This window comes from Streptomyces sp. NPDC045026 (assembly GCF_056432625.1).
In genome coordinates, this window is record NZ_JBWKIS010000001.1 from 754468 (window position 1) to 779322 (window position 24855).

Sequence of the window (24855 nt, forward strand, 5' to 3'; positions counted from 1 at the left end):
GTGAGCGGTCCCGCGGGCCGATGGTCAGATGCCGGGGTAGACGTCCAGGCGGCCGCACATGCCGAAGCGTCCCCGGGCGGTGGGCCCGGTCGCTGTCACCCTGGCCCGGTCCAGGTGTGCGGCGTCCTCCGCGCGCAGCGAGGCGAGTTGGGATCCGGTCGCCGCCGCGGCGGCGTGGGCGCCCTCGTGCCAGCGCTGCTCCCAGGCGTCGAGGCGCGGGCGGACCAACTCGGCGGCGGCCCGCTGGAACGCCTTCAGCGGTTCCGGATCGCCGCCCTCGGTGGCTTCGCGCAGTTCCAGGAACCGGCGGGTCGCCAGATCGCGGCGGGCGCGGGCGACCTCCACCTGCTCGGCCTCGGGGACGTCGGTGGGGATCCGGATCGCGGTCGCGTACGTCTCGGCGTCGCTGAGGAGGTCCTGGGGGAGGGTGAGCACCGCGTCGCCCGCCTCGGGCAGGCCGCTGTTCTGCATCACGACGGTGATCTGCAGGCCGCCGTCATTGGTGAGGCGATGGATCGTGCCGGGCGTGAACCAGGCCACGGTGCCTGGCTCCAGGGGCGTCTCCTGGTAGCCGGACGTGGTCAGGGTCTGCACCGTGCCCCGGCCGGCCGTCACCACGTATCCCTCGCTGCATGTGAGGTGCAGATGTGGGGTGCCGCCGCCGGGCCGGCCGTCGACGGTGGGCCAGTCGTAGACGGTCAGCCGGGAGACTCCAACGGCCGCGGGGAAGCCGTCGTACGTGGCGCTCACCACGCGTGTCCCCGCAGGTGTGCGGCGACCTGCTCGCGGTCCCAGGCGCCGTCGGCGATCGTCACGCGGTAGCTCCGGGTGAGTGTGTCGCCGGGGGCGAGGACGAGTTCCTCGTGGAAGGCCCAGGACGGCGCGACCGCGGCGAACGGGTCGCTGCGTACGAACCAGTGAGCGGGGTGCGTTCCCTTGTCGCCCGCGTGGTCGTTGGCGGCGGCGTGCTCGAAGACGAGTGTGGCGTGACCGTCGCGGCCGTCGTGCTCACCGACGTATGCCAGCCAGGATGCTTGACTGCCCATCAGGTCGCCGCCGTCCGCCTCGGCGGTGAAGACCCGTCCGTCGCGGAAAGCCCGGGGTCCGCGCCAGAACAGTCCGGTGTACCCGGCCGCGGGTCGGCCGTGGGTGGTGGGACTGCCGAAGCGCAGTGGCTCGTCGCGGCGGTTCGTGACGGCCGAGGTCCACGTCAGTGACCAGCTGCCGGTGTCCGCGTCCACGTCGCGTACCTCGATGCGGCGTTCCTCGTCGGCCCACAGCTCCTTGTCGTGCGGGTGCCAGGTCAGGCGCTCGGCGATCACCGCGCGGCCGTCCGCGGCGGAGACCTCCTCGAAGTCGACGTGCGCCATCGAGCCGACCTTCTCCGGCAGGGCGAGGTATCCGTCGCCGTGCACGTAGGTGTTGCCACCCCACAGGTTCTGGCCCGACAGGTGCGAGGCCGTCAGCTGGAGTCCCTTGTGCCACCGGTGGTCGTTGGGGCGGTAGTCGGTGACGACCGCGCCGGACAGGGTGCGAATGGGGTGCAGGTACGGCTTGGGGGCCTCCCACGCGGCTTCGGGCCGGTAGACGTAGGCGAACAGCTCGGTGCCGGTGGCCGCGTGGGCGACGGTGATGCGGTCTCCGTGGGCGTGGGTCAGCGCGAGTGTCATGCGGGGTCCTCTTCCTGGTGGGGGTCGGCAGGTGCCCAGCCTGGGGCGTCGCCGTGCAGGGCGGTGTAGTACGGGTCGCCGGGGCCGATGTCGCCGGCGCGGACGGGCGCCTCGGTGAACGCGGACTTGTACAGAGCGGTGATGAACTCCAGCGTCCGTCGGCCGCCGGCGCCGCTCGTGGAGTGGCGTCGACCTGCCTTGATGTCGGCGACGAGCGAGCGCAGTTGGGCGAGGTGCGAACTGGGCTCGTCCGCGCCGAAGTCGTGCCAGGCGGCCACGGTCTCCTCGGGGACACCAGGAGCCGGTGTGACGCGCCAGTCGGCATTGCGGTAGCCGTACAGGTGCGTCAGCTCGATCGTCGCGAGCTCGCAGTCGATGCGTATGCGACTGACCTCGTCGGGGCTGAGCACGCTGTTGACGACCGTGCCGACGGCGCCGTCGGCGAACCGGATCTGGGCGGTGGACACGTCCTCGGTCTCCACGTCGTGCACGAGGCGGGCCGCCATGCCGCGCACCTCCGCCCACGGACCCATCAGATCCAGCAGCAGGTCCGTCTGATGGATGCCGTGCCCCATGGCCGGGCCGCCGCCCTCGGTCGCCCAACGGCCTCGCCACGGCACGGCGTAGTAGGCGGTGTCCCGGTACCAGGTGGTCTGGCAGTGCGCCACCAGCGGCCGGCCGAACGCGCCCTCGCGCAGCAGGCGGCGCACGTGCCGGGCGCCGGAACCGAAGCGGTGCTGGAAGACGATCGACGCGTACGGGTCCCCGTCACCCCCCTTCTCCGCCGCCTCGACGGCGTCGTAGTCGGCCAGCGAGGGGCACGGCGGCTTTTCGCACCAGACCCAGGCACCGGCTCGCAGGGCCGCGACGGACTGTTCGCGGTGCACGGCCGGCGGGGTGCACAACACCACGAGATCCGGGCGCACTTCGGCGAGCATCGCGTCGAGATCCGTGGACGCATACGGGATCCGGAACGCGTCGGCGAACGCGCGCACCGCGGTGTCGTCCACGTCGACCACGGCCACGACCTCCGTCTCCCCTTCCGCGGCCAGCGTCCGCAAGGCCGGCAGATGGCTGGACCGCGCGATACCACCGGCTCCGACGACGGCCGCGCGCAGCGGATGGTGGGGACGTTCTGGAGACATGGGGAACCTCTCGAAAGACGGACGGCAAGCGCTTGCTGTGAGGTAGTTCCAACGTTGTAACCGTCGTGCGTCCGCAGGGTCAACCCCCTCGTCGGAAAGAGTTGCAGGCGGCCGAAACGCCGGTGATCCGTGCTCACAGGTGCATAATCTGGGGGAACTTCGAGTACGGGGGGCTGATCAATGGCAGCAGTGACACTCAAAGACGTGGCGGAGCGCGCCGGGGTGTCGATCAAGACCGTGTCCAACGTTGTACGAGGTGCCCCCAAGGTGTCCGAGGCCACCAGGACGCGGGTGATGGGCGCCGTGGCGGAACTCGGCTACCGGCCCAATCCGTCGGCGCGAAGACTCAGAACCGGGCGCAGCGGTCTGATCGCGCTGGCCGTCCCGGACCTCGCGACGCCCTACTTCGCGGAGCTCGCACACCATGTGAGAACAGAGGCCGCCGCGCTGGGCTTCACCGTCCTGATCGAGGAGACGCTGGGGGACGCCAGAGAGGAGCTGCGCCTGGCGACCGGGGTCGGCGCGTCGCTGTTGGACGGCGTGATCCTGTCTCCACTGCACGTCTCGCCCGGCGAACTCGCGCCTGTGGCCGACGAGTTCCCTCTCGTGCTGCTCGGCGAGCGCAGCTACGCGACTGATCGTGTCGTCGCCGACCACGTCCTGGTGGACAACGTCGCCGCGGCTCGCGAGGCCACCGCGCACCTGGCCGGTCTCGGACGCACCCGGATCGCCGCCATCGGTGTCGACCGACCGGCGTCCGCGACCAGCCGTCAGCGTCTCGAAGGGTTCCAACTGGCCCTGCACGAAACCGGGTTGACGTACGACCCGAGGCTTTCGCCGCAGGTGACGGAGTTCGACCGTCGCAACGGGCTGACGGCGATGCGCACCCTGATCGCCCTGCCGACGGATGTGCGCCCCGACGCGGTCTTCTGCTTCAGTGACCTGCTGGCCGTCGGAGCCCAACGGGCCGTGTTCGAAGCCGGCCTGCACGTCCCCGGGGACATCGCCATCGCGAGCATCGACGGTTCCGAGGAAGCGCTGTACAGCACGCCCTCCCTCACCTCGGTGATTCCCGACAAGGCCGCGATCGCCACCCTGGCAGTGAAGTGTCTGGCCACCCGCATCCGCGCGGACGAGGCCCCACCGTTCGAGGTCCACATGGCCCCGTACTGGCTGGAGGTGCGGGAGTCCACCAGCGGTGAGCGGCAGCAGCTGCCCACCGCCTGAAGGCGTCCTCGCCTGCGGCCCGCACGAGCGGACCGCAGGGGAGGACGTGGCGCCCCCGAACAGAGCCGGGCTTCAGGAACAGCCGTGAGCATCACCCATGGCTGACGCGCAACGGCTCGAAGGCCACGACGGTCTGCAGCTCGTCGTCGGCCCATCGCACGCGCAACTCCCCGTCGATGAACGCCACTTCGGACACGGCCTCGACGAGCGGCGTGCTCGACCGGTCGGCGCTCAACGACGCCAGTGCCACGAACACCGCCGTTCCCTCGGCCTCGCCCGAGAGCCGCGGCACCTGCACCCACGGCTCGTACGCCGTCCCCTGCGGCGCCCGCACCTCGTCCCGTTCACCCCATCCGTGCAGGCCGTGCAGCTCGGACCTCAACGCGTCCGAGGCCCATCCGGTGAGCGTGACCCCCGCCCCCCGCGGCGCCCCCACGACCCGGTGGACCCGCAGCTCGTACCGGCCCCGGGCCACGGTCACGCTCTCCACGCGCAGCCCCGGCACCGTCGGCGGGCCCGAAGCGAACACCGGCAGGTGCCAGGACGCGGCCCAACCCCACCCGTCGCCCTGCCCCGCACCCAGCGGACGGATCCTGCGCCGCCCGCTCGCGACACCGTTGACCACAACGGACAGATGGTTGTCCGCGACGTTCGACCGGGACGTCGGCCCGGTGTGCGTCGAGTAGGCCTGGCGGCCGTAGAGCGGGTCCTCCTGAGCGGCCGACTCCCCTTCATGCGGGCGGACATGGTCGCTGCCGTGATTGTGGAGCCGTACGATCCCGTCGGCCTGCGTCGACTGGACGAGCAGTCCCGGTGCGGGCAGCGCGAGCACCCGGTCCGCGCCCTCGCTCGGCGCGGGCTCCTCGGTCGTCGTCCACAGCGGGTCGTCCTCCGGCGCGAGCAGCGCCACGAACCCCTTCGACGCCCAGTACGGGGACGCCGGCCCCGAATAGGTCTGCAGCGTCGCCTCGTGGGGGCCGTGCCAGCCCAGGCTCAGCAGCCCGTCGTCCGTCACCCCGCCCCGGTCGAGGAAGTGGCGCAGGTTCCCGCTGATGAGACGGCGCGAGGTGCCCGGCGTCAGTGGGGTGTGGCCGGTGACGGCGCCGATGCCGACGGCCGCCGACGCCGCGAACCGGTAGGTCAGCGAACGCCCGAAGTGGATCGGCGCCCCGTCGGCGCCGAAGAGCAGCGAGAACCCTTCCAGATGCTCGCGCAGCCGCGGCCCGAACCGGGCAGCCAGCGCGGTGTCGCCGGACCGGTGCGCATGCAGCATCGGGTACAGGTGCAGCGCCCACCCGTTGTAGTGATCGAAGGCCTGCCCGTCGCCGTCTGCGTACCAGCCGTCGCCCCGGTACCACGTCTCCATGAGCTCAAGTGCCCGCTCCATAGCGCGCGTCGTGGCCTCGTCGCCACGGCCGACCGACTCCAGGAACGACGCCACCGTGAACGGGAACAGGTACCAGTTGTTGGGTGCGGGCGTGTGATCGATCGCGCCGCGCAGCCACTTCTCCGCCCGGTCCTGCGCGTCGCCGTCGAGGTGGTCCCACAGCCATGGCCGGGTCAGGGAGAGGCCGAGCGCCACGGACGCGGACTCGACCATCGGCTGGCCCTGCACATGGTGGTCGAGGATCAGCGGCCACGACTCGGCGTCGTCCCGGCCTGGCGTCCGCGTGCCCGCCGTCAGGCCCTGCGCGTATCGGTCCAGCCAGCCGTGCGGGTCCTTTCCGCCGGCTCCCGCGACCCGGAAACCGGCCGCCAGGAATGTACGGGCGAAGCCTTCGAGGCCGTCCGAGCGGACCCCGGACGCGGAGGGGCGGCCCGGCAGGTCGAGCAGGGCGCCCTCGGGCGTCGCCCAACGCCACGCGGCGCCGAGCAGCCCGTCGGCGACGGCCTCCCAGTGCCCTCGCGCGTAGCCGGTGAACGGGCTCAACTCACGGTCTTCTTCGGGCATTTCGAACGGGATGGTCATGCGAGGAACGCCAGCCTTTCGCGTCGTACCGGATGGGCGAAACTGTCGCCCGCGGCCCACCGGGCCACCTCGCCGACGGCCGTGTCGGCGAGGCGTTCCCACTCGTTGCCCTGGGAACCCGCGAGGTGGGGGGTGATCAGCACGTTCGGGCACTCCCACAACGGGTGGGCGGCGGGCAGGACTTCCGGGTCCGTGACATCGAGCACCGCCCGGATGCGGCCTGCGCGCACCACGTCGGTGAGCGCGTCCTGGTCGACGACGGCGCCGCGCGAGGTGTTGACGAGGGTGGCCCCCGGCCGCATCGAAGCGAGAAGCTCCCGGCTGACGAGCCCGCGCGTGGCCGGCAGCAGAGGCGTATGCACGCTCAACAGGTCGCTGCATGCGAAGAGTTCGGACAGTTCCACCCACTCCACGCCCAGTTCGGCCGCCTCCGCCTCGGTGACATACGGGTCGTGCAGCAGCACCTCGAAGTCGAAGGGCCGCAGCAGCTCGATCACCCGGCGGCCGATCAGAGATGCGGACAGCAGGCCCACCGTACGGCGGTAGTTGCCCACCTCGTCCGTGGTCAGCAGCCAGTTGCCGCGCTCACGGGTCCGCCGGAATGCGCGGGCCCGTTCCAGGACGTTCTTTCCGTGCAGCAGGATCATCGCGAGGGTGTACTCCGCGACCGGCAGCGCGTTGGCCGCGGCCGCCGAGGACACCTCGACGCCCCGTTCCCAACAGGCGTCGGTGACGTGCCCGCGCACCGAACCGGCCGCGTGTACGACGGCCTTGAGGTGCGGCGCCGCCGCGAGGACGTCCGCGTCGAGCGCCGGACAACCCCAGCCGGTGACGAGCACATCGACGCCGGCGAGGACCTCCTTGGCCCGTCCGGCCGTCAGGTCGTCCAGGACGGGCAGCGGCGCCAGGTCGCACACCTGCGCGAGCGCGGCCACGGACCGCGGCGTGAAGACGGCTGCCGCGGCCTGGGGGGACATGGCCAACGCCACGCGGGGCTTGGTCACTTGACCGCCCCAGCCGTCAGGCCGGACCGCCAGAACCGCTGGAGGAGGATGAACGCGAGGACGAGAGGGAGCACCGCGAGGAGCGAACCCATGATCACCACCGGGTAGTACTCGGGAGAGACGGTTGCCTGGCTGTTCCACTGGAACAGGCCCAGGCTTACGGGATACAGATTCTGGTTCGACAGCATCACCATCGGTAGGAAGAAGTTGTTCCAGATCGCCGTCAGCTGGAAGAGGAAGACGGTGATCAGGCCGGGGCCGAGCATCCGCAGCGAGACCCGGACGTACGTCGTGAGCTCACCGGCGCCGTCGACGCGCGCCGCCTCCAGGACCTCGTTGGGCACATAGCCCTGGGCGAAGATGCGGCCCAGGTACACGCCGAACGGGTTGAACAGGACCGGGATGAACACCGACCAGAAGGTGTTCACGACGCCGGTCGCGGACGCGATCAGGTACAGCGGCAGCGCGAGCACCGTCTGCGGCACCATGACCGCCGCCAGGACCAGGCCGAACAGCTTCTCCTTGTGCTGGAAGTGGTACTTGTCGAAGGCGTAGCCACAGGCGACGCTGATCATCGAGCCGAGCGCCGCGCCGAGGACCGCGTACAGCAGACTGTTGCCGTACCAGCGGCTGTAGAGGCCGCCGTCCATCGCGAACAGGTCCTTGATGTTCTGGACGAGCGAGAAGTCGCTGAAGGACAGGATGCTGCTGCTGAACAGGGCGTCGCGGGACTTCGACGAGGCGAGCACCAGCCACAGCGCCGGCAGCATCGTGTAGAGGACGGAGATCGCGACGACGACGTTGACGGTCGCGCGGCCCAGCAGACGGGGGCGCAACAGGGTGGACCTGCTCAACTCGGCAGTGGTCATCAGGCGTTCTCCTCGGCCGAGTTGACGCGGTTGGTCCAGCGGGTGACGCCGTAGGAGACGGCGATCGTGATGATCAGGAGAATCACCGACGCGGCCGCCGCTAGCGAGTAGTTGTTACGGCTGAAGGCCGCGTCGTAGATGTACATGCTCGGGGAGAACCGGGCGTCGACGACCTGCGAGCCCGCGCGCAGCAGCATGGGTTCGGTGAACAGCTGCAGTGCCCAGATCAGCGTGAACATCGCGACCATGACGATCGAGGAGCGCACCAGCGGTGCCTTCACCTGGAGCGCGGTACGCACCGGACCTGCCCCGTCGACCACCGACGCTTCCAGGACCTCCCGGGGGACCGCCTGGAGGGCCGCGTAGAAGACGACCATGTTGTAGCCGAGGTTGCTCCACACCGCGATGTTCACGATCGACGGAATCGCGGTGTGCAGGCCGAGGAAGTTGACGGTGATGTCGGCCTTGCCGAGCACCTCGATGACCGGGCTGATGCCGGGGGTGTAGAGGTACAGCCAGATCAGCGCGGCGATGATGCCGGGCACCGCGTGCGGCAGGAACAGGCCCAACTGGGCCCAGGAGCGCAGCCGTACGACACCCGAGTCGAGCAGGAGCGCCAGCGCCAGCGAGCCGATGGTCATCACCGGGATGTAGATCACGCAGTACAGCGCGACCGTGCCGAGGCCGGACAGGAACGACGGGTCCGTGAGCACGGCGGCGTACGAGCGCAGTCCGACGAAGACCGTGCGCTCCGGGCCGAACCCGAGGCCCGGCTGGTCGTCGCTGAAGAAGCTCAGCCATACCGCCGTCCCGACCGGGATCAGGAAGACGAGGGTGAGCAGGAGGAAGAACGGGGCCATCAGGACGCCCGCGGCGCCGCCCCGGCGTCGCTTGGCCGCCCGCTGCGCCTTGCGCCGGGAGACGTCCGCCTCCCGCGGGGGTGCGGACGCCGTCGCGGGGGCATGGGTTGTCGCGGTCATGGGACTCACCTGCCTTTCGGGGTGCGGGCGTTCACGTGGTGTGCTGGGTGGTCTTGAGGCCGAGCGCCTTGAGGTCGGGCATCGTGCCGTTCTGCGCGGCGCGCATGGAGGACTCGATCGTTCCGGATCCTGCCGCCGCCCGAGCGAAGGCGTCCGTCATGACCTGTCCGGTGGCGGTCATCCGCGGGCCCCAGACCCAGCCGTCGCTGATCTTCCGGGCCTCCTTCTCGAACAGCGTGTAGATGTCCTGTCCGCCGTAGTACGACCGGTCGAAGGCGGCACGGCCTTCCTTGATCAACTCGGTCACGGCCGGGTACTGGCTGCTCGCGCCGCTGGACAGGCGGGCCCTGATCGCCTCGGGGCTGGAGACCTGCCACTCGATGAACTCCATGGCGGCCTCGGGGTGCTTGCTGTCCTTCGTGATCGCGAACGTCGAGCCGCCCTGGGTGCCGAGCGCGGGCTTCGCCGGGTCCCACTGGGGCTGCGGAGCGATCCGCCACAGCCCCTTCTGCTGGGGGCGCGCGTTCATCTGGGCACCCGCGTCCCAGGCACCGCTGTGCCGGGTCAGGACGAGGCCGTTGCCGACCTGGGCGTCGGCCTCGCGGCTGTTGGGCGGGTTGACGTAGACGAGGTCCTCGTCGATGAGCCGCTGCCAGTACTTGGCCACGCGGCGCGTGGGGGCGTCGGCGAGCGACACGTTCCAGGCGCCCTTGGAGGTGTCGAACCAGTGCGCGCCGGCCCCCCAGCACCAGGCCGAGAACTGGCCCATGTCCGTGGAGAAGAAGGTCGCCCTGCGCTTGCCGCCGGTGCGGCGCACGGCGCGGGCCAGCTCGGTGTACTCGTCCCAGGTGGTGGGGACGTCGAAGCCGTACTTGTCGAAGAGGTCCTTGCGGTAGTGCAGCACCATCGGCTCGACGTCCAGGGGCACGCTGTACGTGCGCCCCTGGAACGTCGTCAGGCCGAGTGCCTGCGGCAGCAGCTTGGCCTTGAGCTTGTCGCTGATCACGTCGGTGATGTCACGGGCGACACCGTCGATCGCGTAGCCCGGGACCTGCGGGTACTCGATGGTGGCGACGTCGGGCGCGTTGCCCGCGCGGGCCGCGTTGCTGAGCTTGAGATATCCGCCGGAGGTGCCGGACGGTATCTGCTCGAAGGCGACCTGGATGTGGTCGTGCGTCTTGTTGAACTCGTCCACCACCTCCTGGCTGCCGCGCAGTGCGGACCAGAACGTGATGGTGGTCGTGCCTTTGGTGCTCTTGGTACCGGACGTGCTGTTGCTCCCGGATGACGCGCTGACGTTCCCGCTGCAGGCGCTCAGGGCGCCCGTCAGGGGCAGCGCGGTGATCGCGGCGAGCACCGATCGACGGCTCTGTCGACCAGGCATGGGCGCCTCCCGCGGTTCCTGCGTGTTCGAGTCACGGGAATCCTGATCGGCTGACCGGACCTGGTCAATAGACCGATCAGAAGAAAATGAAACGGTCAAACGCTCACTGCGGAACGGTGGTTGTCCCCGAGGTTCCTGTGGTGCCGGATGCCTGCGATTCCGCGGCGTGCGGGGCCTGTGTCGAACCCCGGACCTGCAACGTGGGCAACAGCTCCAGGCGCCGCGCCGGTCCCGCCCCGGAAGCCGGTGACTGCCCACCGAGCCGGCGCAGCAACAACTCCGCCGCCGCCCGGCCCACCTCGGCCTTCGGCGGCGAGACGGCCGAGAGCGGGGTGCTGCCGAGCCCCGCGACCACGTCGTCGTACGCGATCACGGAACAGTCCTGTGGGACCCGCACCCCGACGTCGCGCAGCGACTGCACCAACATGAGGGCATCGACGTCACCGTGCGCCACGGCCGCCGTCGCCCCCAACTCGGCCAGCAGAGAGGGAAGGTCGACGGGCTTCGCCGTCGCCTCCGCCGCCGGGTCGGGAGCCGCCCCGGGCGAGCTGAGCACCACCGCCCACTTGTCGACGTCCGGATGGTCCGCGGCGATCTCGGCGAACGCCGCACGCAGGGCGCGGGCGGTAGGGCTGTCGTCCCGCGCGGCGAGCACGATGCGCCGGTGGCCGAGGCCGGTGAGGTGTTCGACGGCGAGATGGATGCCGTACCAGTGATCGGTACAGACCGTGTCCACGGCGTGCAGCGCGCTGCCGCGCCGAGGCCTGCGCTCCATCACGACCGTCGGCACCGGCAGGCGCGCGAGCCAGGCGTAGTCGGCCTCCTCCGTGGCCCTGCTGCGCCAGCGCGGGGCGATCAAAAGGCCGCGTGCACCTGCCGCCAACGCCTGTTCCACGATGGGCTGTTCGGCCCCCGCGACGGCCGGTGCGATGTGCAGCGCGATGCGGATGCCCGCCTCCTCGAAGGCGGTCCGCGCGCCGTGCAGTGCCTCGTACAGGTACGAGTGACGCTCGGGGACGACCACCGCGACAGGACCGCCGTCGGCCGTCGGTTCGGCGGGAGCGGCGGCCCGTTCCGTCTCTGGCAGCACCGGGCGTGCGACGCCGTGACCACGGCGCAGTTTGCCCTCCCTCGCGAGTTCCTCGACATCGCGGCGCAGCGTCACCACCGACACGGCGAGTTCCGCGGCGAGATCGCTCACCCGCGTCGCTCCGCGCGACTGCACCACGGCGAGAATCCGCTGCCGCCTGAGATCGACCGGCTCACGCATGTTGATGGCCCCCTCGACACCCGCTGTTCGTTTGAGCGCTTCTGTGAACGCTTCGGCGGCAGCATAACCAGCGGGTGACGCGAAAGGTCAGCCCTTTGACGGCACAAGGGTCATAGCACGTGGATCAGTCGAGGAGTCCCAGCTGTCCGGCGGCCCGGATCGCGAGCCACACCTCGGCGAAGGACGCCGTGGCGGACAGATCGCGGCCGGTCAGTTCGCTGAAGCGGCGCAGGCGGTACGAGAGGGTGTTGGGGTGGATGTGGAGCGCGGTCGCCGCCTCGTCGGTGCGCCGGTCGCGTTCCATCCACGTACGCACCGACGGGAGCAGCCGGGAGCCGTGGCCGGCGTCGTAGCGCAGCGCGTCGCCCAGCACATGGTCGACGAGCGCGGTCAGCGCGGCGGGGTCGTCGGGCAGCCAGCGGCCGGTGGCGTCGTCGGCGTAGCGGACGAGGGGGCGGCCGGATGCCGCCGCGTGGGAGGCGGCCCACAGGGCTTCGCGCTGGGCGACCCGCAGCGAAGCGCCGGGCCGCACGGGGCGGCTCATGCCGGCCGTCACCCCCGGAAGGGCCGCGATCGTGTCGCCGAGGCGGGGCGAGCCGAAGAGGTAGCGGTCGTCGCCCCGGTTGAGGAGCAGGCACGGCTCATCGTGGAGGGCTTCCAGTACGGCCTGCTGCGTCACGCTTCTGACCACCGCCAGCGAGGCCTCGCCCTTGATGGAGTGGCGCAGTAGATGGCGCTTCGCGACCGCCGGATCGAGCGCGTCCTGCAGCAGCTCCGCGAGGATCTCGGTGCCTTCGCGGCGCAGCGTCTCGCGTTCGGTGCGGACCATGGCGAGTTGGAGCGCGGCCACGGTGGCGATGTGCTGCACGACGGCGAGGCCTGCGGGGCGTGCACCGTCCCGGGCGATGGCGATGAGGAAGCCCGCGGGTCCGCCGGGCGAGGGTACGGGGAGCGCGAATCCGCCGGGGATCGTCGGCGGGGCGTCCGCCGAGCGGGGCAGGAGGGCCGGGTCCGGCGCGGGCACGCCGGGCAGCAGGGGCCGGCCCTGGCGGGTGCACAGGTAGATGACGTATCCGGAGAGGTTCTCCAGGCGGCTGAAGAGTTCGGCCGTGTCCAGGTTCTCCGAGGTGAGCCAGCGCAGCGCGCCGAAGACCTGGAGCTGGGCGCCGAGCCGGTGGCGGGCATCGTCCTGGACGGCGGCCGCGACTTCCTGCGCGACCGCGATGAAGGGAACGGCGAGCGGTACTTCCAGGACCGGCATGCCGCGTTCCTCGGCCGCGGCGTGGAACGCCTGGCGCAGCGGAGGCATGTGCAGCTGGGCGGAGACGGCCAGGGCGGCCACCCCGGCGTCGTCGAGCCGTTCCACGTAGGCCCGCTGTCCGGCGGCGGAGCGGGGCACCGCGAGACCCGTCGTCATGATGATCTCGGCGCCCAGGAGCCAGGGCGTGGGGTCGTCCAGCTCGCTGACATGGGCCCACGACACCGGGCGGTTCAGGCCCGTCGCGCCTGCGACCAGGCGCAACTGCAGCGCGGGGTAGGACAGCAGGTCTGCGACGGTCACCCGCTGCCGGTCCATCCGTTCGGTGCCGTGTTCTTTGTGCTCAGCCACAAAGTGAGGCTATCTCTTCGTTCCTGCACCGATTGCCGTGGCAATCCCTCGCCGTGCACACTCGCCCGACCACCTGCCCATGTCCCGCTGTCGCGCGAGGGAACCCCCGCCCGCGCCGCCCACGACCTGATCAGCCCGCCCGCTCTCAAGGAGGACGTATGAGTGATTCCCCGGCTCTGACCGAGGTGGAGCAGTACGGCGTCGAACGCATCCCTGACTCGGACCGTTCCGCCAAGCCCCTGGACCTGTTCCGGGTCGCGTTCGGTGGTGCCAACACCTTTGCCACCTGCGTGCTGGGCGCCTTCCCCATCCTGTTCGGCCTCTCGTTCTGGCAGGGCCTCGCGGCGACCGCCCTCGGCCTCGTGGCCGGTGCGCTGATCCTGGCGCCGCTTGCGGTGTTCGGCCCGCGCAACGGCACCAACAACGCCGTGTCGTCCTCGGCCCACCTGGGTGTGCACGGCCGGATCGTCGGCTCCTTCCTCTCGCTGCTCACCGCCGTCGCGTTCTTCTCGATCTCCGTGTGGTCCTCCGGCGACGCCCTGGTCGGCGGCGCGCACCGGCTGATGGGCGTGCCGCAGAACGACGGTGTGTTCGCGCTGGCGTACGGAGTGTTCGCGCTGCTGGTGCTGACGGTGTGCGTGTACGGCTTCCGGTTCATGCTGTTCGTGAACAAGATCGCGGTGGTGGCGGCGTCGACGCTGTTCGTCCTCGGCTTCTTCGCCTTCGCCGGGGACTTCGACCCGGGCTACCAGGGGTCGTTCTCGTCGGCTTCGTCGGCCGGGTTCTGGCCCGCCTTCATCGGCTCCGCCCTGATCGTGCTGTCCAACCCGGTGTCGTTCGGCGCCTTCCTCGGCGACTGGGCCCGCTACATCCCGGCACAGGCCTCGAACCGCCGGGTCGTCACAGCCGCGTTCGCCTCGCAGATCGCCACGATCCTGCCCTTCTTCTTCGGCCTCGCCACCGCCTCGATCATCGCGGAGAAGGCAGCCACGTACATGGACCCGAGCGCGTCGAACTACGTCGGAGGGCTCCTCGCGATCGCCCCCGGCTGGTACTTCCTGCCCGTGTGTCTGCTCGCGCTGATCGGCGGCATGTCCACCGGCACCACCTCGCTCTACGGCACGGGCTTGGACTTCTCCAGTGTGTTCACCCGGTTCAGCCGTGTGCAGGCGACGCTGTTCGTCGGTGTGCTGTCGATCGGGTTCATCTTCGTCGGGCGCTTCGCGGCCAACCTCTCGCAGTCCATCTCGACGTTCGCGACGCTGATCATCACGTGCACCGCCCCCTGGATGGTGATCATGATGCTCGGCTGGTGGACCCGCCGCGGCTGGTACGACCCCGACTCGCTCCAGGTGTTCAACCGGCGCCAGAAGGGCGGCCGTTACTGGTTCACCCACGGCTGGAACTGGCGCGGCATGGGCGCATGGATGACCTCGGCGGTCCTCGCCCTGACGTTCGTGAACCTGCCCGGTCAGTTCGTCGGCCCGCTCGGTGACCTGGCCGGCGGTGTGGACCTCTCGCTCCTGGTGGGCCTCGGCGTCGCAGCGCTCCTCTACCTGGCCCTGCTGTCGCTCTTTCCCGAACCGCGTGATGTCTACGGGCCCCAGGGACCGCGCCTGGTCCGCGCCTCGAACACACCGTGCCCGCCCATCACGGACGACGTCGCCGTGCCCGTCGCCGCCGCCCCGGAAAGGGTGTGACGGCCGTGCGCCTCGTGGACCTCTCCGTCGAGCTCGCGACCGGCATGCCGGTCTACCCCGGCGACCCGCGCGTCACCCTCACCCCGGCCCTGAACGTCGCGGCGGACGGCGTGAACGTCCTGCACCTGGACATGGGGTCCCAGTCCGGCACGCATGTCGACGCGCCGTTCCACATCGACGACTCGTTGCCCACCCTCGATCAGCTCCCGCTGGACCGTTTCGTGGGAGAGGCCGTCGTCGTCGACGCCCGCGGCGCGCAGCCGCGTTCACGGCTCGGGCCGGACCTCTTCGAGGGCCGCATCTGGGCCGGGGCGATCGTCCTCGTGTGCACCGGCTGGTCGGCGCACTGGGGCACCGACGACTACCTCACCCATCCGTACCTGACCCGGGAAGCGGCGGAACTCCTGGTCGACTCGGGAGTGCGTACCGTCGGCATCGACGCGCTGAGCGTGGATCCCACCCCGGCCGACGGCTTCCCCGCCCACCAGGTCCTGTGCGGGGCACACGCCGTCATCGCCGAGAACCTGACCGGACTCGGCCCCCTGCTCGACGCGCAGACGGCGGGCGAGCCCATCGAGGTCTCGCTGCTGCCGCTGAAACTGCCCGCCGCCGACGGCGCACCCGTACGGGCGGTCGCCCGCATCGGCTGAACCGCTTGCCTCTGTACGACGTTTCCCGGAACGCGTCGAGCGCCCCGGGCCGCGTCGCCGTCGTTCGGGCACGCGGCCGACCGGTCACCGCCGGACCGGTCCGCTCGTCGAGTCCCTGGCCCGGAGGGACGTCGATGGCCGCCTACGCGCTCGCCCGGCTCACGTTTCCAGGCCGGGACGGTATCTTCGTGGCCATCTTCTCGACACTGCTGATCACCGCACCCGTCATCCTGATGCCTGCCTCTTCCTCGTCTTCCAGCGCCAGCCGGTCGTGTCCATCAGGACCTCCGGCCTGAAATGTCCCGACCAGCGCAACGATCCGGAACGACCCGAGAAAAGCGGTGCTCGCATGCCTCAGCCAGCAGTCATCGGTGTGGACATCGGAACGTCCAGCAGCAAGGGCGTCCTCGTCGGCCTCGACGGCACCGTGCTGCATTCGGCCGTCCGTGAACACGCCGTCGACCGCCCGGCGCCCGGACACGTCGAGATGCGCGCAGACATCTGGTGGGACGAATTCGTCTCCCTCACCCGCGAGTTGACCTCCGCGCACGACACGGAGGTCACCGCGGTCGGCGTCAGCGGCATGGGCCCCTGCGTCCTGCTCACCGACGAGAACGACACACCGGTGCGCCCCGCGATCCTGTACGGCGTGGACACCCGCTCCGTCCCCCAGATCGAGCGGCTCGAAAGTGAGCTCGGCGCGGACGAGATCGCCCACCGCTGCGGCTCCCGGCTGACGACCCAGGCGGCGGGCGCCAAGGTGGCATGGATCGCCGAACAGGAACAGGAGCTCTTCCGTCGCGCCCGCAGGCTCTACATGGCCAGCTCCTGGCTCGTACGCAAACTGACCGGCGCCTACGTCCTCGACCACCACTCGGCCAGCCAGAGCACCCCGCTCTACGACACCCTGGCCCGCGACTGGTACACCCCGTGGACCGACCGGATCGCCCCCGGCATCGAACTTCCCGAGCTGCGCTGGTCCGGCGAGGCGGCGGGCACGGTGACCGCCGAGGCCGCCCGCCTCACCGGCCTGCCGACAGGCATCCCGGTCACCGCGGGGACCATCGACGCCTGGGCCGAGGCGCTGAGCGTCGGCGCGCACGGGATCGGCGACCTCATGCTCATGTACGGCACGACGATGTTCCTCGTCCACACCGTGCCGGGACTGCTGCGCGACCCCTCGCTGTGGAGCACCGTCGGCGCCCTCCCCGACACCCGCAACCTCGCCGGCGGAATGGCGACGTCGGGCGCCGTCACCAGCTGGCTGCGCGACCTGTTCGGCAGCGGCGACTACCAGCAACTGCTGCGTCTGGCCGAGGAGTCGGGCCCGGGGGCGGGCGGCCTGCTGATGCTTCCGTACTTCGCAGGGGAACGCACCCCCATCGCCGACCCGCGGGCGCGCGGCGTCCTCGCGGGCCTCACGCTCTCCCACACACGCGGAGACCTGTACCGGGCAGCCCTCGAAGGCACGGCGTACGGAGTGCGGCACAACATCGAGGCCATCGAGGCGGCCGGCGGTGACATCCGCCGCGTCGTCGCCGTGGGCGGCGGCACGCAGGGACACCTCTGGACCCAGATCGTCTCCGACGTCACCGGCCGCGCCCAAGAGGTACGCACGACCTCCATCGGCGCCTCGTACGGAGGGGCACTCCTCGCCGCCCAACTCGTGACCGACGCCCGCATCGACACATGGAACCCGGTCCGGGAAGTCGTCAACCCCCGCCCGGAGATGACGTCCCGCTACGACGAGCTGTACGCCCTGTACCGCGAGCTCTACCCGGCGTCGTCCCACGTCGTCCACGCACTGGCCGACTTCCAGTCCCGCTGAGCAACTGTGCGGTGACGTACGCCTCTGACCGGGTACGGTCCTGCCTGATCGCCGTCGATGTGGGCGCTCGACCGAAGACCGGATCGGGAAGTGAGAGAGTCCTGACATGCGTACCACGGGATACACAGCGGCAGAATACGGCGACGTCAGCGTGCTCGTGGGTGCCCAACGCGGTGCCTACCCGTATGGCAACACGCTGCTTGTGCGTGGGGCGGCCGAATCGCTGGTCGTCGACCCGTCGTTGTCGCTCGTCGAGGGTGCGCCACCCGCGGACCTGGTCCTCGTGAGCCATGCGCACGAGGACCACATCGCCGGGCTCGGAAGCTACGAGGTGCCGGTCCGCACCCACGAAGGTGACCTCGACGCGCTGCGGTCCCGTGAAGCCCTGGTGGCCGGGATCGGCCTGCCGGCCGAAGACGTCGGCGTCGTCGACAAGATGATGCGGGACGAGTTCCACGTGCAGGGGCGACCGGACGCCGAGGGGTTCGAGGACGGCGCCGTGTTCGACCTCGGCGGGCGCACCGTGACCGTCGTTCACCTGCCCGGCCACACCGCGGGCCACAGCGGTTTCCTGATCGAGCCGGACGGCTTCCTGTTCGTGGGGGACATCGACCTGACGTCGTTCGGCCCGTACTACGGGGACATCGGCAGCAGTCTCGTGGACTTCGAGGCGTCGATGCGCCGGTGCCGGGACATCGACGCGCGTTGGTACGGCACGTCCCACCAGAAAGGCGTGATCGAGGGCGCCGAGGAATTCCGGCGCCGGCTCGATGACTTCGCCGGCGTGGTGGCCAAGCGGGAGGCGGCGCTGCTCGCGTTCCTCGGCGAGCCACGGTCCGTCGAGGAGATCGTCGAGCACGGGCTCGTCTACCGACCCCACGTCGAAGGGCCGCATGTCAGGCCGGTGGAGAGGAGGACGGCGGTGCAGCATCTGGACGTGCTGATGAGCGGAGGGCTGGTCGCCGAGGTGGAACAGGGACGGTTCCGCGCGATGTAGGCCCGGGACGGCCCGGCCTCAACCGAGCCGAGAGTGCGGGGACTTGGCACAGGGACCGGCCAACGGAGGGTGCAGCGCTCCCCGTTGGCCGGTCGGTGCTCAGTCGGTCAGCTGTGCGTCGTGAGCGGATCAGCGGGTCGTGGTGACCCGGTGCTCCCTGAGCGCGGCACAGTTGGACCCGGTCACCTGGACGTACACGTTGTTGATGTTGCCGCCCCAGTCCACGCAGTGGGCCTTGCCGTAGACGTAGGTCGGCCCGGCGTACGACGTGTACTGCCCGTAGTCCTGGTCACCCTGGTCGGTGTCGGAGACGTAGATCCAGGCGGACATGTCGAGCCGGGTGCCGGGGTTGTTGCGGATGGTCGCGACGCAGTTCTTGCCGTTCGAGGCGTTGTACGTGAGGTAGACCGTGCCCAGTGAGCCGACCGGCGCCGAGTTGACGGTCTTGTAGCTGCTTCCGCAGACCTTCTGCGGGGTGGTGTTGGGCGCGGCGGAGGCGGGTCCCGCCAGCGCGGTCGTGCCCCCGATCGCCAAGGCTGCCAGGGCGGCACCAGTCAGGACAGTTCGACTGAATCGCATATTTCCCCCTTGTGATCTTTGTGAGCTTATTGCTCTTACATCATGTGACTCGCGACACATCCGGATGGTTGTGCCTCTCTGCAAGAGAAGTCGGATCCGGATGGCCGCGTCTGATGCGAGCTGCCCGATGACCTTGCGCGGACGACCTCGTGCCGTCGCCGCGGCCCCTGGAAGGGGGCCGCGGCGACGGCACGAGAGGGGTGCGTCTACCGGGGGAGGAGTGACGCTGTCCGTGCGCCGCGTTCAGTGCGTTGTCGCCAGGACCCTGCAGTGCGTCCAGTGCGCGAGCGTGAGCTGCCGTGTCCGGGCCGGGCGGCGCCGGTCGAGCACGCGGCGGCGCGGCTCGTCGGCCAGCGCCTTCCGCAGAGGAATCAGGTGAGCCGCCACCGCCGCCAGGCAGTAGTGCTCGTCCCGGCAGGCGGTGCAGGTCGCCAGGTGGGCGGTGACGGCACGGGCCTCTTCCTCGGTGAGCGCGTCGAGTGTGTAGTCGGCCAGCCGTTCACGGATGGTGTGGCATTCCTGCAGGGTGCTGAACATGTCGTGTCCTCTCCTGGCCGTCCGTTATGAGCGCAGAATCGCGCAGCTACGGCACCATGAGGCGGGCAGGCGTCGAGGGCCGGTCGTGCCGCCGGGCACTGGGGCTCAAGAACCTGCTGCCGTTCATGCATCCAATGTGGCGGACGCGGGGGTGTTCGCGCGTCGTCCCCCTGGAGCGAATCGCGCCTACTGCATCCGTGGTATCCGATGCCCCGCCCTACGTCCGACGGTGTCCGGCCTGCTCCGAGGGGGGCCCTCAGGCCTGTGGGCCGGCTGGTTCCACCGCTGGGCTGACCAGGCCGCACTGGTAGGCCATGACCACGAGCTGGGCCCGGTCGCGCGCCGCCAGTTTGGTCATGGCCCGGTTGACGTGCGTCTTGGCGGTCAGCGGGCTTACGAACAAACGTTCGGCAATCTCTTCGTTCGAGAGGCCCAGTGCCACCAGGCACATCACATCGCGCTCCCGCGGCGTCAGGTACTGCAGGCGATCCTGCACGACGGCCGGGTACAGCTCGGGCTGCGCCAGGAAACGGGAGATCAGCGCGCGGGTCGCCACGGGGGAGAGCAGCGCCTCACCGGCGGCCACCGTGCGGACGGCCTCGAGCAGGACGTCCGGCCGTACGCCCTTGCCGAGGAAGCCGCTCGCCCCCGCGCGCAGCGCCTCGGCCACGTGCTCGTCGTCCTCGAAGGTGGTGAGGATCAGGACTTTCACCCCGGCGAGGTCCTCGGACTCACTGATCAGGCGCGTGGCGTCGAGGCCGTCCATCTCGGGCATCCGGATGTCCATCAGGACAACGTCCGGATGCAGCGACTCGGCGAGGTCCAAGGCCTCCTTGCCGTTGGCGGCCTCACCCACGGTTTCCATGTCGTCCGCCGAATCGAAAAGCATCTTGAAGGTGCCCCGCAGCAGGGCCTGGTCATCGGCGAGAAGGACCCGGATCGTCACGCGCTTCCCTCCTCGTCGGCGCCCTTCGCAGCAGACACATCGGTATCCGTCGAAGCCGAGTCGCCTTCGGCCGTTCCGGACAGCAGCGGCAGCTCGGCGAGCACGGTGAAACCGCCTTCCGCGCGCGGTCCCGCTTGCACCCTGCCTCCGACGGTGCCGGCCCGTTCGCGCATCCCGATCAGTCCGTGTCCGTTTCCCGGATCGGAGCGGGTGAGCTGCGACGGGCCGTCGTCCTCCACGGTGATCGTCAGCAGGTTCGGGAGGTAGGACAGGTCCAGCCGTGCCTGGTCCACGCCCGAGTGCTTGCGCACGTTCGTCAGGGCTTCCTGGATGATGCGGAACGCCGCCAGGTCGGCCGCCGGCGCCAGCGGCTTGGGATCGCCGCTCAGCGTTCGTTTGACGGCAAGCCCGGCACGTTCGAAGGACGCCAGAAGATCAGGTACCTGACCCATGCCCGGCGTCGGATCGCGCGGCGCCGCTGTCTCGTCCGGCTGCCGCAGCAGGCTCACGGTCACCCGTAGCTCGTCGAGCGCGGACTGACTCACGTCGCGGATGCCCTCCAGCGCGGTGAGCACGTGTTCGGGCCGCTGCTCCACAAGATGGACGGCGACGCCCGCCTGGGCATTGATCAGGGCGATGTGGTGGGCCACGACGTCGTGCAACTCACGTGCGATCCGCATCCGTTCGGCCGCCACCCGCTGACGGGCCTCCTGCTCGCGGGTGCGTTCCGCGTGCTCCGCCCGTTCTTCCACGGCCGCCACATAGGCTCTGCGGGATCGCACCCCGTCCCCGACCGCCGCCGGCAGAGCCGTCCATGCCAGCATCGCCGCGTTGTCCGGCGACAGCCACGTCCGTGGGTCGGTCACCATGGCCGCGCCCACGAGCACGGTCGCCGACACGCACGCTGTGGTCCAGGTGGTACGCCGGTCGGTGCACGCCGCGACGGTGTACACGGACAGGATGACCGGGCTGTTCCCCAGCGGGCCCTCCCGGAACCCGAGCCTCTGAAGTACCACTGCGCAGCCGACGGCCACGACGAGTACGCCGAAGGGGTGGCGGCGCCGCCACACCAGCGCGACACAGCTGGCGCCGACCAGCACCACGGCCTGCCATCGAATGGAGATCCGGTGCTGCTCATGAACGATCGACACCGACACCATCGCCAGCACGAAGACCAAGGCCGCCAGCAAGACGTCCGTGATGCGAGGGCGAGCCTGCCTTGCCGGACGTCTTGCGGTCATCACTGCCATGTCACCAACGTAGGGCTGGTGACCGGACCGGGCACCGCGAGCGCGGGCGTCGTCACCGCGGACACATCCGCAGTCGGATTCGCGGTCGGTACCGCGGACACATCCTCCTCAGTGGTCCTCGACCAGTTGGAAGGCAGGGGCCAGGACCGTCTTCGCGCCGGGGGCGCTCGGGATCCGCATCAGCGCACGGGCCTGCTTGCCGAGGGCGTTCATCTGCTGCTCGGCCCGTCCGAGTTCTTCGGGGTGGCCGTCGAACACGCGGTTGAGCGTCCTGAGCATCTCGGTGTACGCGAGGTCGCACTGTTCGGATGCCTTGCGCGCTGCCGAGCCCTCCGCCAGCTTCTGGGTGTCGGGATTCTCGATCAGGCGGTGCACTCCGTGCGGATCGAACGGGATCCGCGGCCCGTCGAACGACCAGTAGCCGTGCGTCTTGACCAGCCGGCGCCCTTGCACGATCTCCCAGAACCGGTAGTAGTGCGCCAGCTCGTCCGCGCCTCCCTCGGCCTGGCCGGCCGGCGGTGGCTCGGCGGCCGGCGATGGTTCGGCAACGGCCGGAGCAGGGGCCGCCATCCCTGCGCCGGTGGCGAGCACCCCCGACACAGCGGCAGTGGCCGCCAGTTGCAGAGCGGTACGTCGGTCGGGCCCGCCGGTGGCCCCGTCCTGTTCGGTGCTGGTCATGACGCCCTTCCCGGTAGCGGGCCTACGGTCGGGTCCTGGGTGTGGCCCTCGCCCTGTTCGATGATCTCGAGGATGGCCCAGAGCGCTGTCTGCAGATTGGTCACCCGGTACAGCCGTCCGGGAGCGTGCGGCCAGCTGACCTGTCTGCGTGGATCGCCGCTGAACAGATCCTCCTCACGCTCGTCGAGGTCGGTCAGCACCTGCGCGATGCGCTGGTAGAACCCGCCGACGGTGGTGTCGTCGTAGTCGGCCAGGGCGAAGAACTTTCGAGGGGCGTCGAGGGCCTCTTCGGTGAGGTTCTGGATGTTCCCGTGCTCGTCCAGCTGAGGGTCGTAACCAGAGATGGCCTTGAGCGCTCTCTGCCCGGCCGGGGCGAGGGGGGCTTCCGGCAGCTCGATGCCCATGAAGACCTGGCGTACCCGTTCGATCGAGCAGGCGCCGAGCGAGACCTCCAGGTCGGGCATCACCCCGCCGGGCAGCTGGCCGGGGTAGACGGGTACCAGGTCCGGGTCGTCGAACCTGGGGGTGGCACCGACCGCGTTCATGATGTTTCCGACCAGAGCCAGGTGCAGCATCTCCTGCATGACGACGCTGCGGATGATGGCTTCGACCTCTCGGTTCTTTCCGTCCTTGAGGGAGAACATCGCGCAGAGGTAAGGGGGAATGGTGGCGTGTTCGAGGGCGAGAGCTGAACAGAGGAGCCAGTGCAGCTCGGCCCGGTTGTTCACTGTCGTTGTCGCCCGGGCGAAGGCGTGATCCCCGGCTTCGGCCGCTCCGGTGGGAATGGATACCGTCTCGTTCATATGTCCCTTTGATCGCGTCGCGCTGACGCTGCACGATCGCACGGTGTCAACGCGCCGACGGGGAACGGCGAAGCTCAGTACCGCGCCCAGGGGAGCCGAACAGGCAAATGGAGTAACGCGGGAAGCCGGCTCGGGACTCTTGGGTGCGACCGCCCCCGCAGTGGACGCACCCGGCGTGTCCGGGCCCGCCGTTCGCGCCCGAATGGACAGGCGGACCGCGGGATCGCACGGCGTCGCAGTTGCCGTCCGGGGCGCCTGCTACCACCGTGGAAGTGGATTCCTGCTGCGGCAGGCGGAGCGCCCTCGGGCCTTCGGCGAGTCGGACCGAACCGATGCCGCCGGCGGCGTGCCCGCCGACCGGCAGCCACCGGAACCCAAGGCTCGGCCCGGGACGGACCGGCCGCGCAACGTGCGTGGACCTCCGGGAGCCTGGTGCTTCCTGCCGTGTCCTCCCGGCTCCAGCGCAAGGGAGCAGTACATGACCGAAGCCCTTCCCAGAACGGACGAGTACAGCGCCGACGGACCGGAGGGATCCCCCCGCCGGCCGGTGGACGAACGCGGAGGGGCCGTCGCCGACCTGCGGCGCATCGGGATCGCACCGGACTACTGGTACCCCGTGGCCCGGTCGCGGGCTGTGCGCAGGGGACGCACCTTCGCCGCCGTCTTCGCGGGCCGGCGGATCGCCCTCTACCGAGGCCGGAGCGGAAGTGTCTACGCACTGGAGGACCGGTGCGCGCACCGCCAGGTGCCGCTGAGCCTGGGAGTCGTGGAGGGGGACACCCTGCGCTGTTGCTACCACGCCTGGGCCTACCGCGGAAACGGCCGCATCTCGCAGATCCCGTACCTGCCCAAGGGGTGCGAGCGGCCGCCGCGCGGAGTGCGGTCGTATCCGGTCCGCGAGGCGTTCGGCCTGGTGTTCGTCTTCCCCGGCGACCCCGAGAAGGCCGAGTCGGCGCCGTTCCCGGTGCTGCCGGAGTTCGGCGCGGCCACGCACCGCACCATGACCTTCTCCCGCACCGTGCGCTGCCACTACTCGTTCATGCACGAGAACCTGCTCGACATGAACCACCAGTTCCTGCACCGCAGTGTGCTGGGCAGAATCCAGCCCGAGCTGCTGGGGTACGAGACCGGCCCGCAGTTCGTCGAGGCCCGCTACCTCTTCGTCCCCGCCGGGGGCAAGAAGGACCGCGGCGCCGGACTGCTGTCCGCCGAGGGGATCGGGGGACAGCAGACGCCCGACGAGATCACGATCCGCACCCAGTACCCGTACCAGACCCTTCAGGCCGTCCCGGACGGCGCCGAACTCCCGTCGTTCTCCCTCTGGGCGGCCTACGTGCCGCAGGACGCCGAGCAGCGCGTCAACCACGCCTACGGCCTGCTGATGATCGCGAAGCCGCCGGTCCCCGGGGTGCTCCACCTGGCATGGCCGCTCATCCGCCGCTTCACTGAACGGGTGTTCGCCCAGGACCGGATGGCGGTCGAGGCCGAGCAGCGGGCCTGGGACGAACAGGGCGAGGACCGCAACCACGAAGTGTTCCCGCTGATCCTGGACGTGAGACACATGCTCCGGACCAACGGCGTGCCGCTCGACTCCGAGCCCGTCGACGACGGCGTCCAGCAGGGTTCTTCACTGGACGCCGCCGACGACGAGAAGGGCTCTGGGTGACGCCGTGCGGGCCGGTTCACCCGAAGACGCAGCCCGGGCCATGCCCACCCACGTCGACAGCGTGGGTCAGGTCAAACTCCTCAACTGGTGGCCC

22 protein-coding genes are annotated in these 24855 nt (G+C 70.2%); 6 read left to right on the forward strand and 16 right to left on the reverse strand.

Features of this window, described 5'->3' with window-relative positions; translation table 11 throughout:
* Window positions 1-24 precede the first annotated feature (24 nt).
* The 3 genes from AC07EJ_RS03385 to AC07EJ_RS03395 are packed head-to-tail and all read right to left on the reverse strand — an operon-like array spanning window position 25 to window position 2815.
* Window positions 25-750, reverse strand: coding sequence for a cupin domain-containing protein (locus AC07EJ_RS03385; protein WP_389487663.1), 726 nt, complete (start codon window positions 748-750; stop codon window positions 25-27).
* Window positions 747-1670 (reverse strand): DUF6807 domain-containing protein, encoded by a 924-nt coding sequence (locus tag AC07EJ_RS03390; RefSeq protein ID WP_478883644.1) that lies wholly within the window; start codon window positions 1668-1670, stop codon window positions 747-749. Before AC07EJ_RS03390 ends, AC07EJ_RS03385 begins: the two co-directional genes overlap by 4 nt.
* Window positions 1667-2815: a Gfo/Idh/MocA family protein gene (locus AC07EJ_RS03395; RefSeq protein WP_389487659.1), complete on the reverse strand. Its 1149-nt coding sequence runs from the start codon at window positions 2813-2815 to the stop codon at window positions 1667-1669. Before AC07EJ_RS03395 ends, AC07EJ_RS03390 begins: the two co-directional genes overlap by 4 nt.
* 180 nt (window positions 2816-2995) lie before the next feature.
* On the opposite strand from AC07EJ_RS03395, the gene AC07EJ_RS03400 reads away from it, so the two are divergent.
* Window positions 2996-4042 (forward strand): LacI family DNA-binding transcriptional regulator, encoded by a 1047-nt coding sequence (locus AC07EJ_RS03400; protein WP_389487657.1) that lies wholly within the window; start codon window positions 2996-2998, stop codon window positions 4040-4042.
* Between the two features lie 91 nt (window positions 4043-4133).
* Here AC07EJ_RS03400 and AC07EJ_RS03405 read toward each other — a convergent pair whose 3' ends face one another.
* The 7 genes from AC07EJ_RS03405 to AC07EJ_RS03435 form a co-directional block, all read right to left on the reverse strand.
* Complete coding sequence (locus AC07EJ_RS03405; protein ID WP_389487655.1) at window positions 4134-6011, reverse strand: DUF2264 domain-containing protein; 1878 nt, start codon at window positions 6009-6011, stop codon at window positions 4134-4136.
* Entirely contained in the window at window positions 6008-6988 is a 981-nt protein-coding gene (locus AC07EJ_RS03410; protein ID WP_478883668.1) for a hydroxyacid dehydrogenase, read from the reverse strand. The genes AC07EJ_RS03405 and AC07EJ_RS03410 overlap by 4 nt, the downstream gene beginning before the upstream one ends.
* A 23-nt stretch (window positions 6989-7011) precedes the next feature.
* Window positions 7012-7884: a carbohydrate ABC transporter permease gene (locus AC07EJ_RS03415; RefSeq protein WP_389487654.1), complete on the reverse strand. Its 873-nt coding sequence runs from the start codon at window positions 7882-7884 to the stop codon at window positions 7012-7014.
* Window positions 7884-8864, reverse strand: coding sequence for a carbohydrate ABC transporter permease (locus tag AC07EJ_RS03420; protein ID WP_389487652.1), 981 nt, complete (start codon window positions 8862-8864; stop codon window positions 7884-7886). Before AC07EJ_RS03420 ends, AC07EJ_RS03415 begins: the two co-directional genes overlap by 1 nt.
* Window positions 8865-8895: 31 nt before the next feature.
* A complete protein-coding gene (locus tag AC07EJ_RS03425) occupies window positions 8896-10248 on the reverse strand; it encodes an ABC transporter substrate-binding protein (RefSeq protein ID WP_389487650.1) in 1353 nt (450 codons plus the stop codon).
* Window positions 10249-10351: 103 nt separating this feature from the next.
* Window positions 10352-11518: a substrate-binding domain-containing protein gene (locus tag AC07EJ_RS03430; RefSeq protein WP_389487648.1), complete on the reverse strand. Its 1167-nt coding sequence runs from the start codon at window positions 11516-11518 to the stop codon at window positions 10352-10354.
* A gap of 124 nt (window positions 11519-11642) precedes the next feature.
* Entirely contained in the window at window positions 11643-13127 is a 1485-nt protein-coding gene (locus AC07EJ_RS03435; RefSeq protein ID WP_389487646.1) for a PucR family transcriptional regulator, read from the reverse strand.
* Window positions 13128-13285: 158 nt separating this feature from the next.
* Between AC07EJ_RS03435 and AC07EJ_RS03440 the strand changes: the two genes are divergently transcribed.
* The 4 genes from AC07EJ_RS03440 to AC07EJ_RS03455 all read left to right on the forward strand — a co-directional run bounded on the left by AC07EJ_RS03440 (window position 13286) and on the right by AC07EJ_RS03455 (window position 18302).
* Window positions 13286-14827 (forward strand): purine-cytosine permease family protein, encoded by a 1542-nt coding sequence (locus tag AC07EJ_RS03440; protein ID WP_389487644.1) that lies wholly within the window; start codon window positions 13286-13288, stop codon window positions 14825-14827.
* Window positions 14828-14832: 5 nt separating this feature from the next.
* Window positions 14833-15477: a cyclase family protein gene (locus AC07EJ_RS03445; protein ID WP_389487643.1), complete on the forward strand. Its 645-nt coding sequence runs from the start codon at window positions 14833-14835 to the stop codon at window positions 15475-15477.
* Between the two features lie 349 nt (window positions 15478-15826).
* Window positions 15827-17305 (forward strand): FGGY-family carbohydrate kinase, encoded by a 1479-nt coding sequence (locus tag AC07EJ_RS03450; RefSeq protein ID WP_389487641.1) that lies wholly within the window; start codon window positions 15827-15829, stop codon window positions 17303-17305.
* A 106-nt stretch (window positions 17306-17411) separates the two neighbouring features.
* Window positions 17412-18302: an MBL fold metallo-hydrolase gene (locus tag AC07EJ_RS03455; protein ID WP_478883645.1), complete on the forward strand. Its 891-nt coding sequence runs from the start codon at window positions 17412-17414 to the stop codon at window positions 18300-18302.
* A gap of 129 nt (window positions 18303-18431) precedes the next feature.
* Here the strand turns inward: AC07EJ_RS03455 and AC07EJ_RS03460 are convergent, their stop codons facing one another.
* From AC07EJ_RS03460 to AC07EJ_RS03485, 6 genes are all read right to left on the reverse strand, one after another.
* Window positions 18432-18881, reverse strand: a complete 450-nt coding sequence (locus AC07EJ_RS03460) for a spore-associated protein (RefSeq protein ID WP_389487637.1) — start codon at window positions 18879-18881, stop codon at window positions 18432-18434.
* Window positions 18882-19124: 243 nt separating this feature from the next.
* Window positions 19125-19418 (reverse strand): zf-HC2 domain-containing protein, encoded by a 294-nt coding sequence (locus AC07EJ_RS03465; RefSeq protein ID WP_389479276.1) that lies wholly within the window; start codon window positions 19416-19418, stop codon window positions 19125-19127.
* Between the two features lie 256 nt (window positions 19419-19674).
* A complete protein-coding gene (locus tag AC07EJ_RS03470) occupies window positions 19675-20364 on the reverse strand; it encodes a response regulator (protein WP_389479277.1) in 690 nt (229 codons plus the stop codon).
* The gene (locus AC07EJ_RS03475; RefSeq protein WP_389479279.1) at window positions 20361-21614 is read right to left on the reverse strand and encodes a sensor histidine kinase; all 1254 of its coding nucleotides are present in this window, start codon (window positions 21612-21614) and stop codon (window positions 20361-20363) included. Before AC07EJ_RS03475 ends, AC07EJ_RS03470 begins: the two co-directional genes overlap by 4 nt.
* A gap of 108 nt (window positions 21615-21722) precedes the next feature.
* Entirely contained in the window at window positions 21723-22292 is a 570-nt protein-coding gene (locus AC07EJ_RS03480) for a hypothetical protein (protein ID WP_389479281.1), read from the reverse strand.
* Entirely contained in the window at window positions 22289-23095 is an 807-nt protein-coding gene (locus tag AC07EJ_RS03485) for a ferritin-like domain-containing protein (protein ID WP_389479283.1), read from the reverse strand. Before AC07EJ_RS03485 ends, AC07EJ_RS03480 begins: the two co-directional genes overlap by 4 nt.
* A 478-nt stretch (window positions 23096-23573) precedes the next feature.
* Here AC07EJ_RS03485 and AC07EJ_RS03490 point away from each other — a divergent pair, with 478 nt between their 5' ends.
* Complete coding sequence (locus AC07EJ_RS03490; RefSeq protein WP_478883646.1) at window positions 23574-24761, forward strand: Rieske 2Fe-2S domain-containing protein; 1188 nt, start codon at window positions 23574-23576, stop codon at window positions 24759-24761.
* Window positions 24762-24855 lie beyond the last annotated feature (94 nt).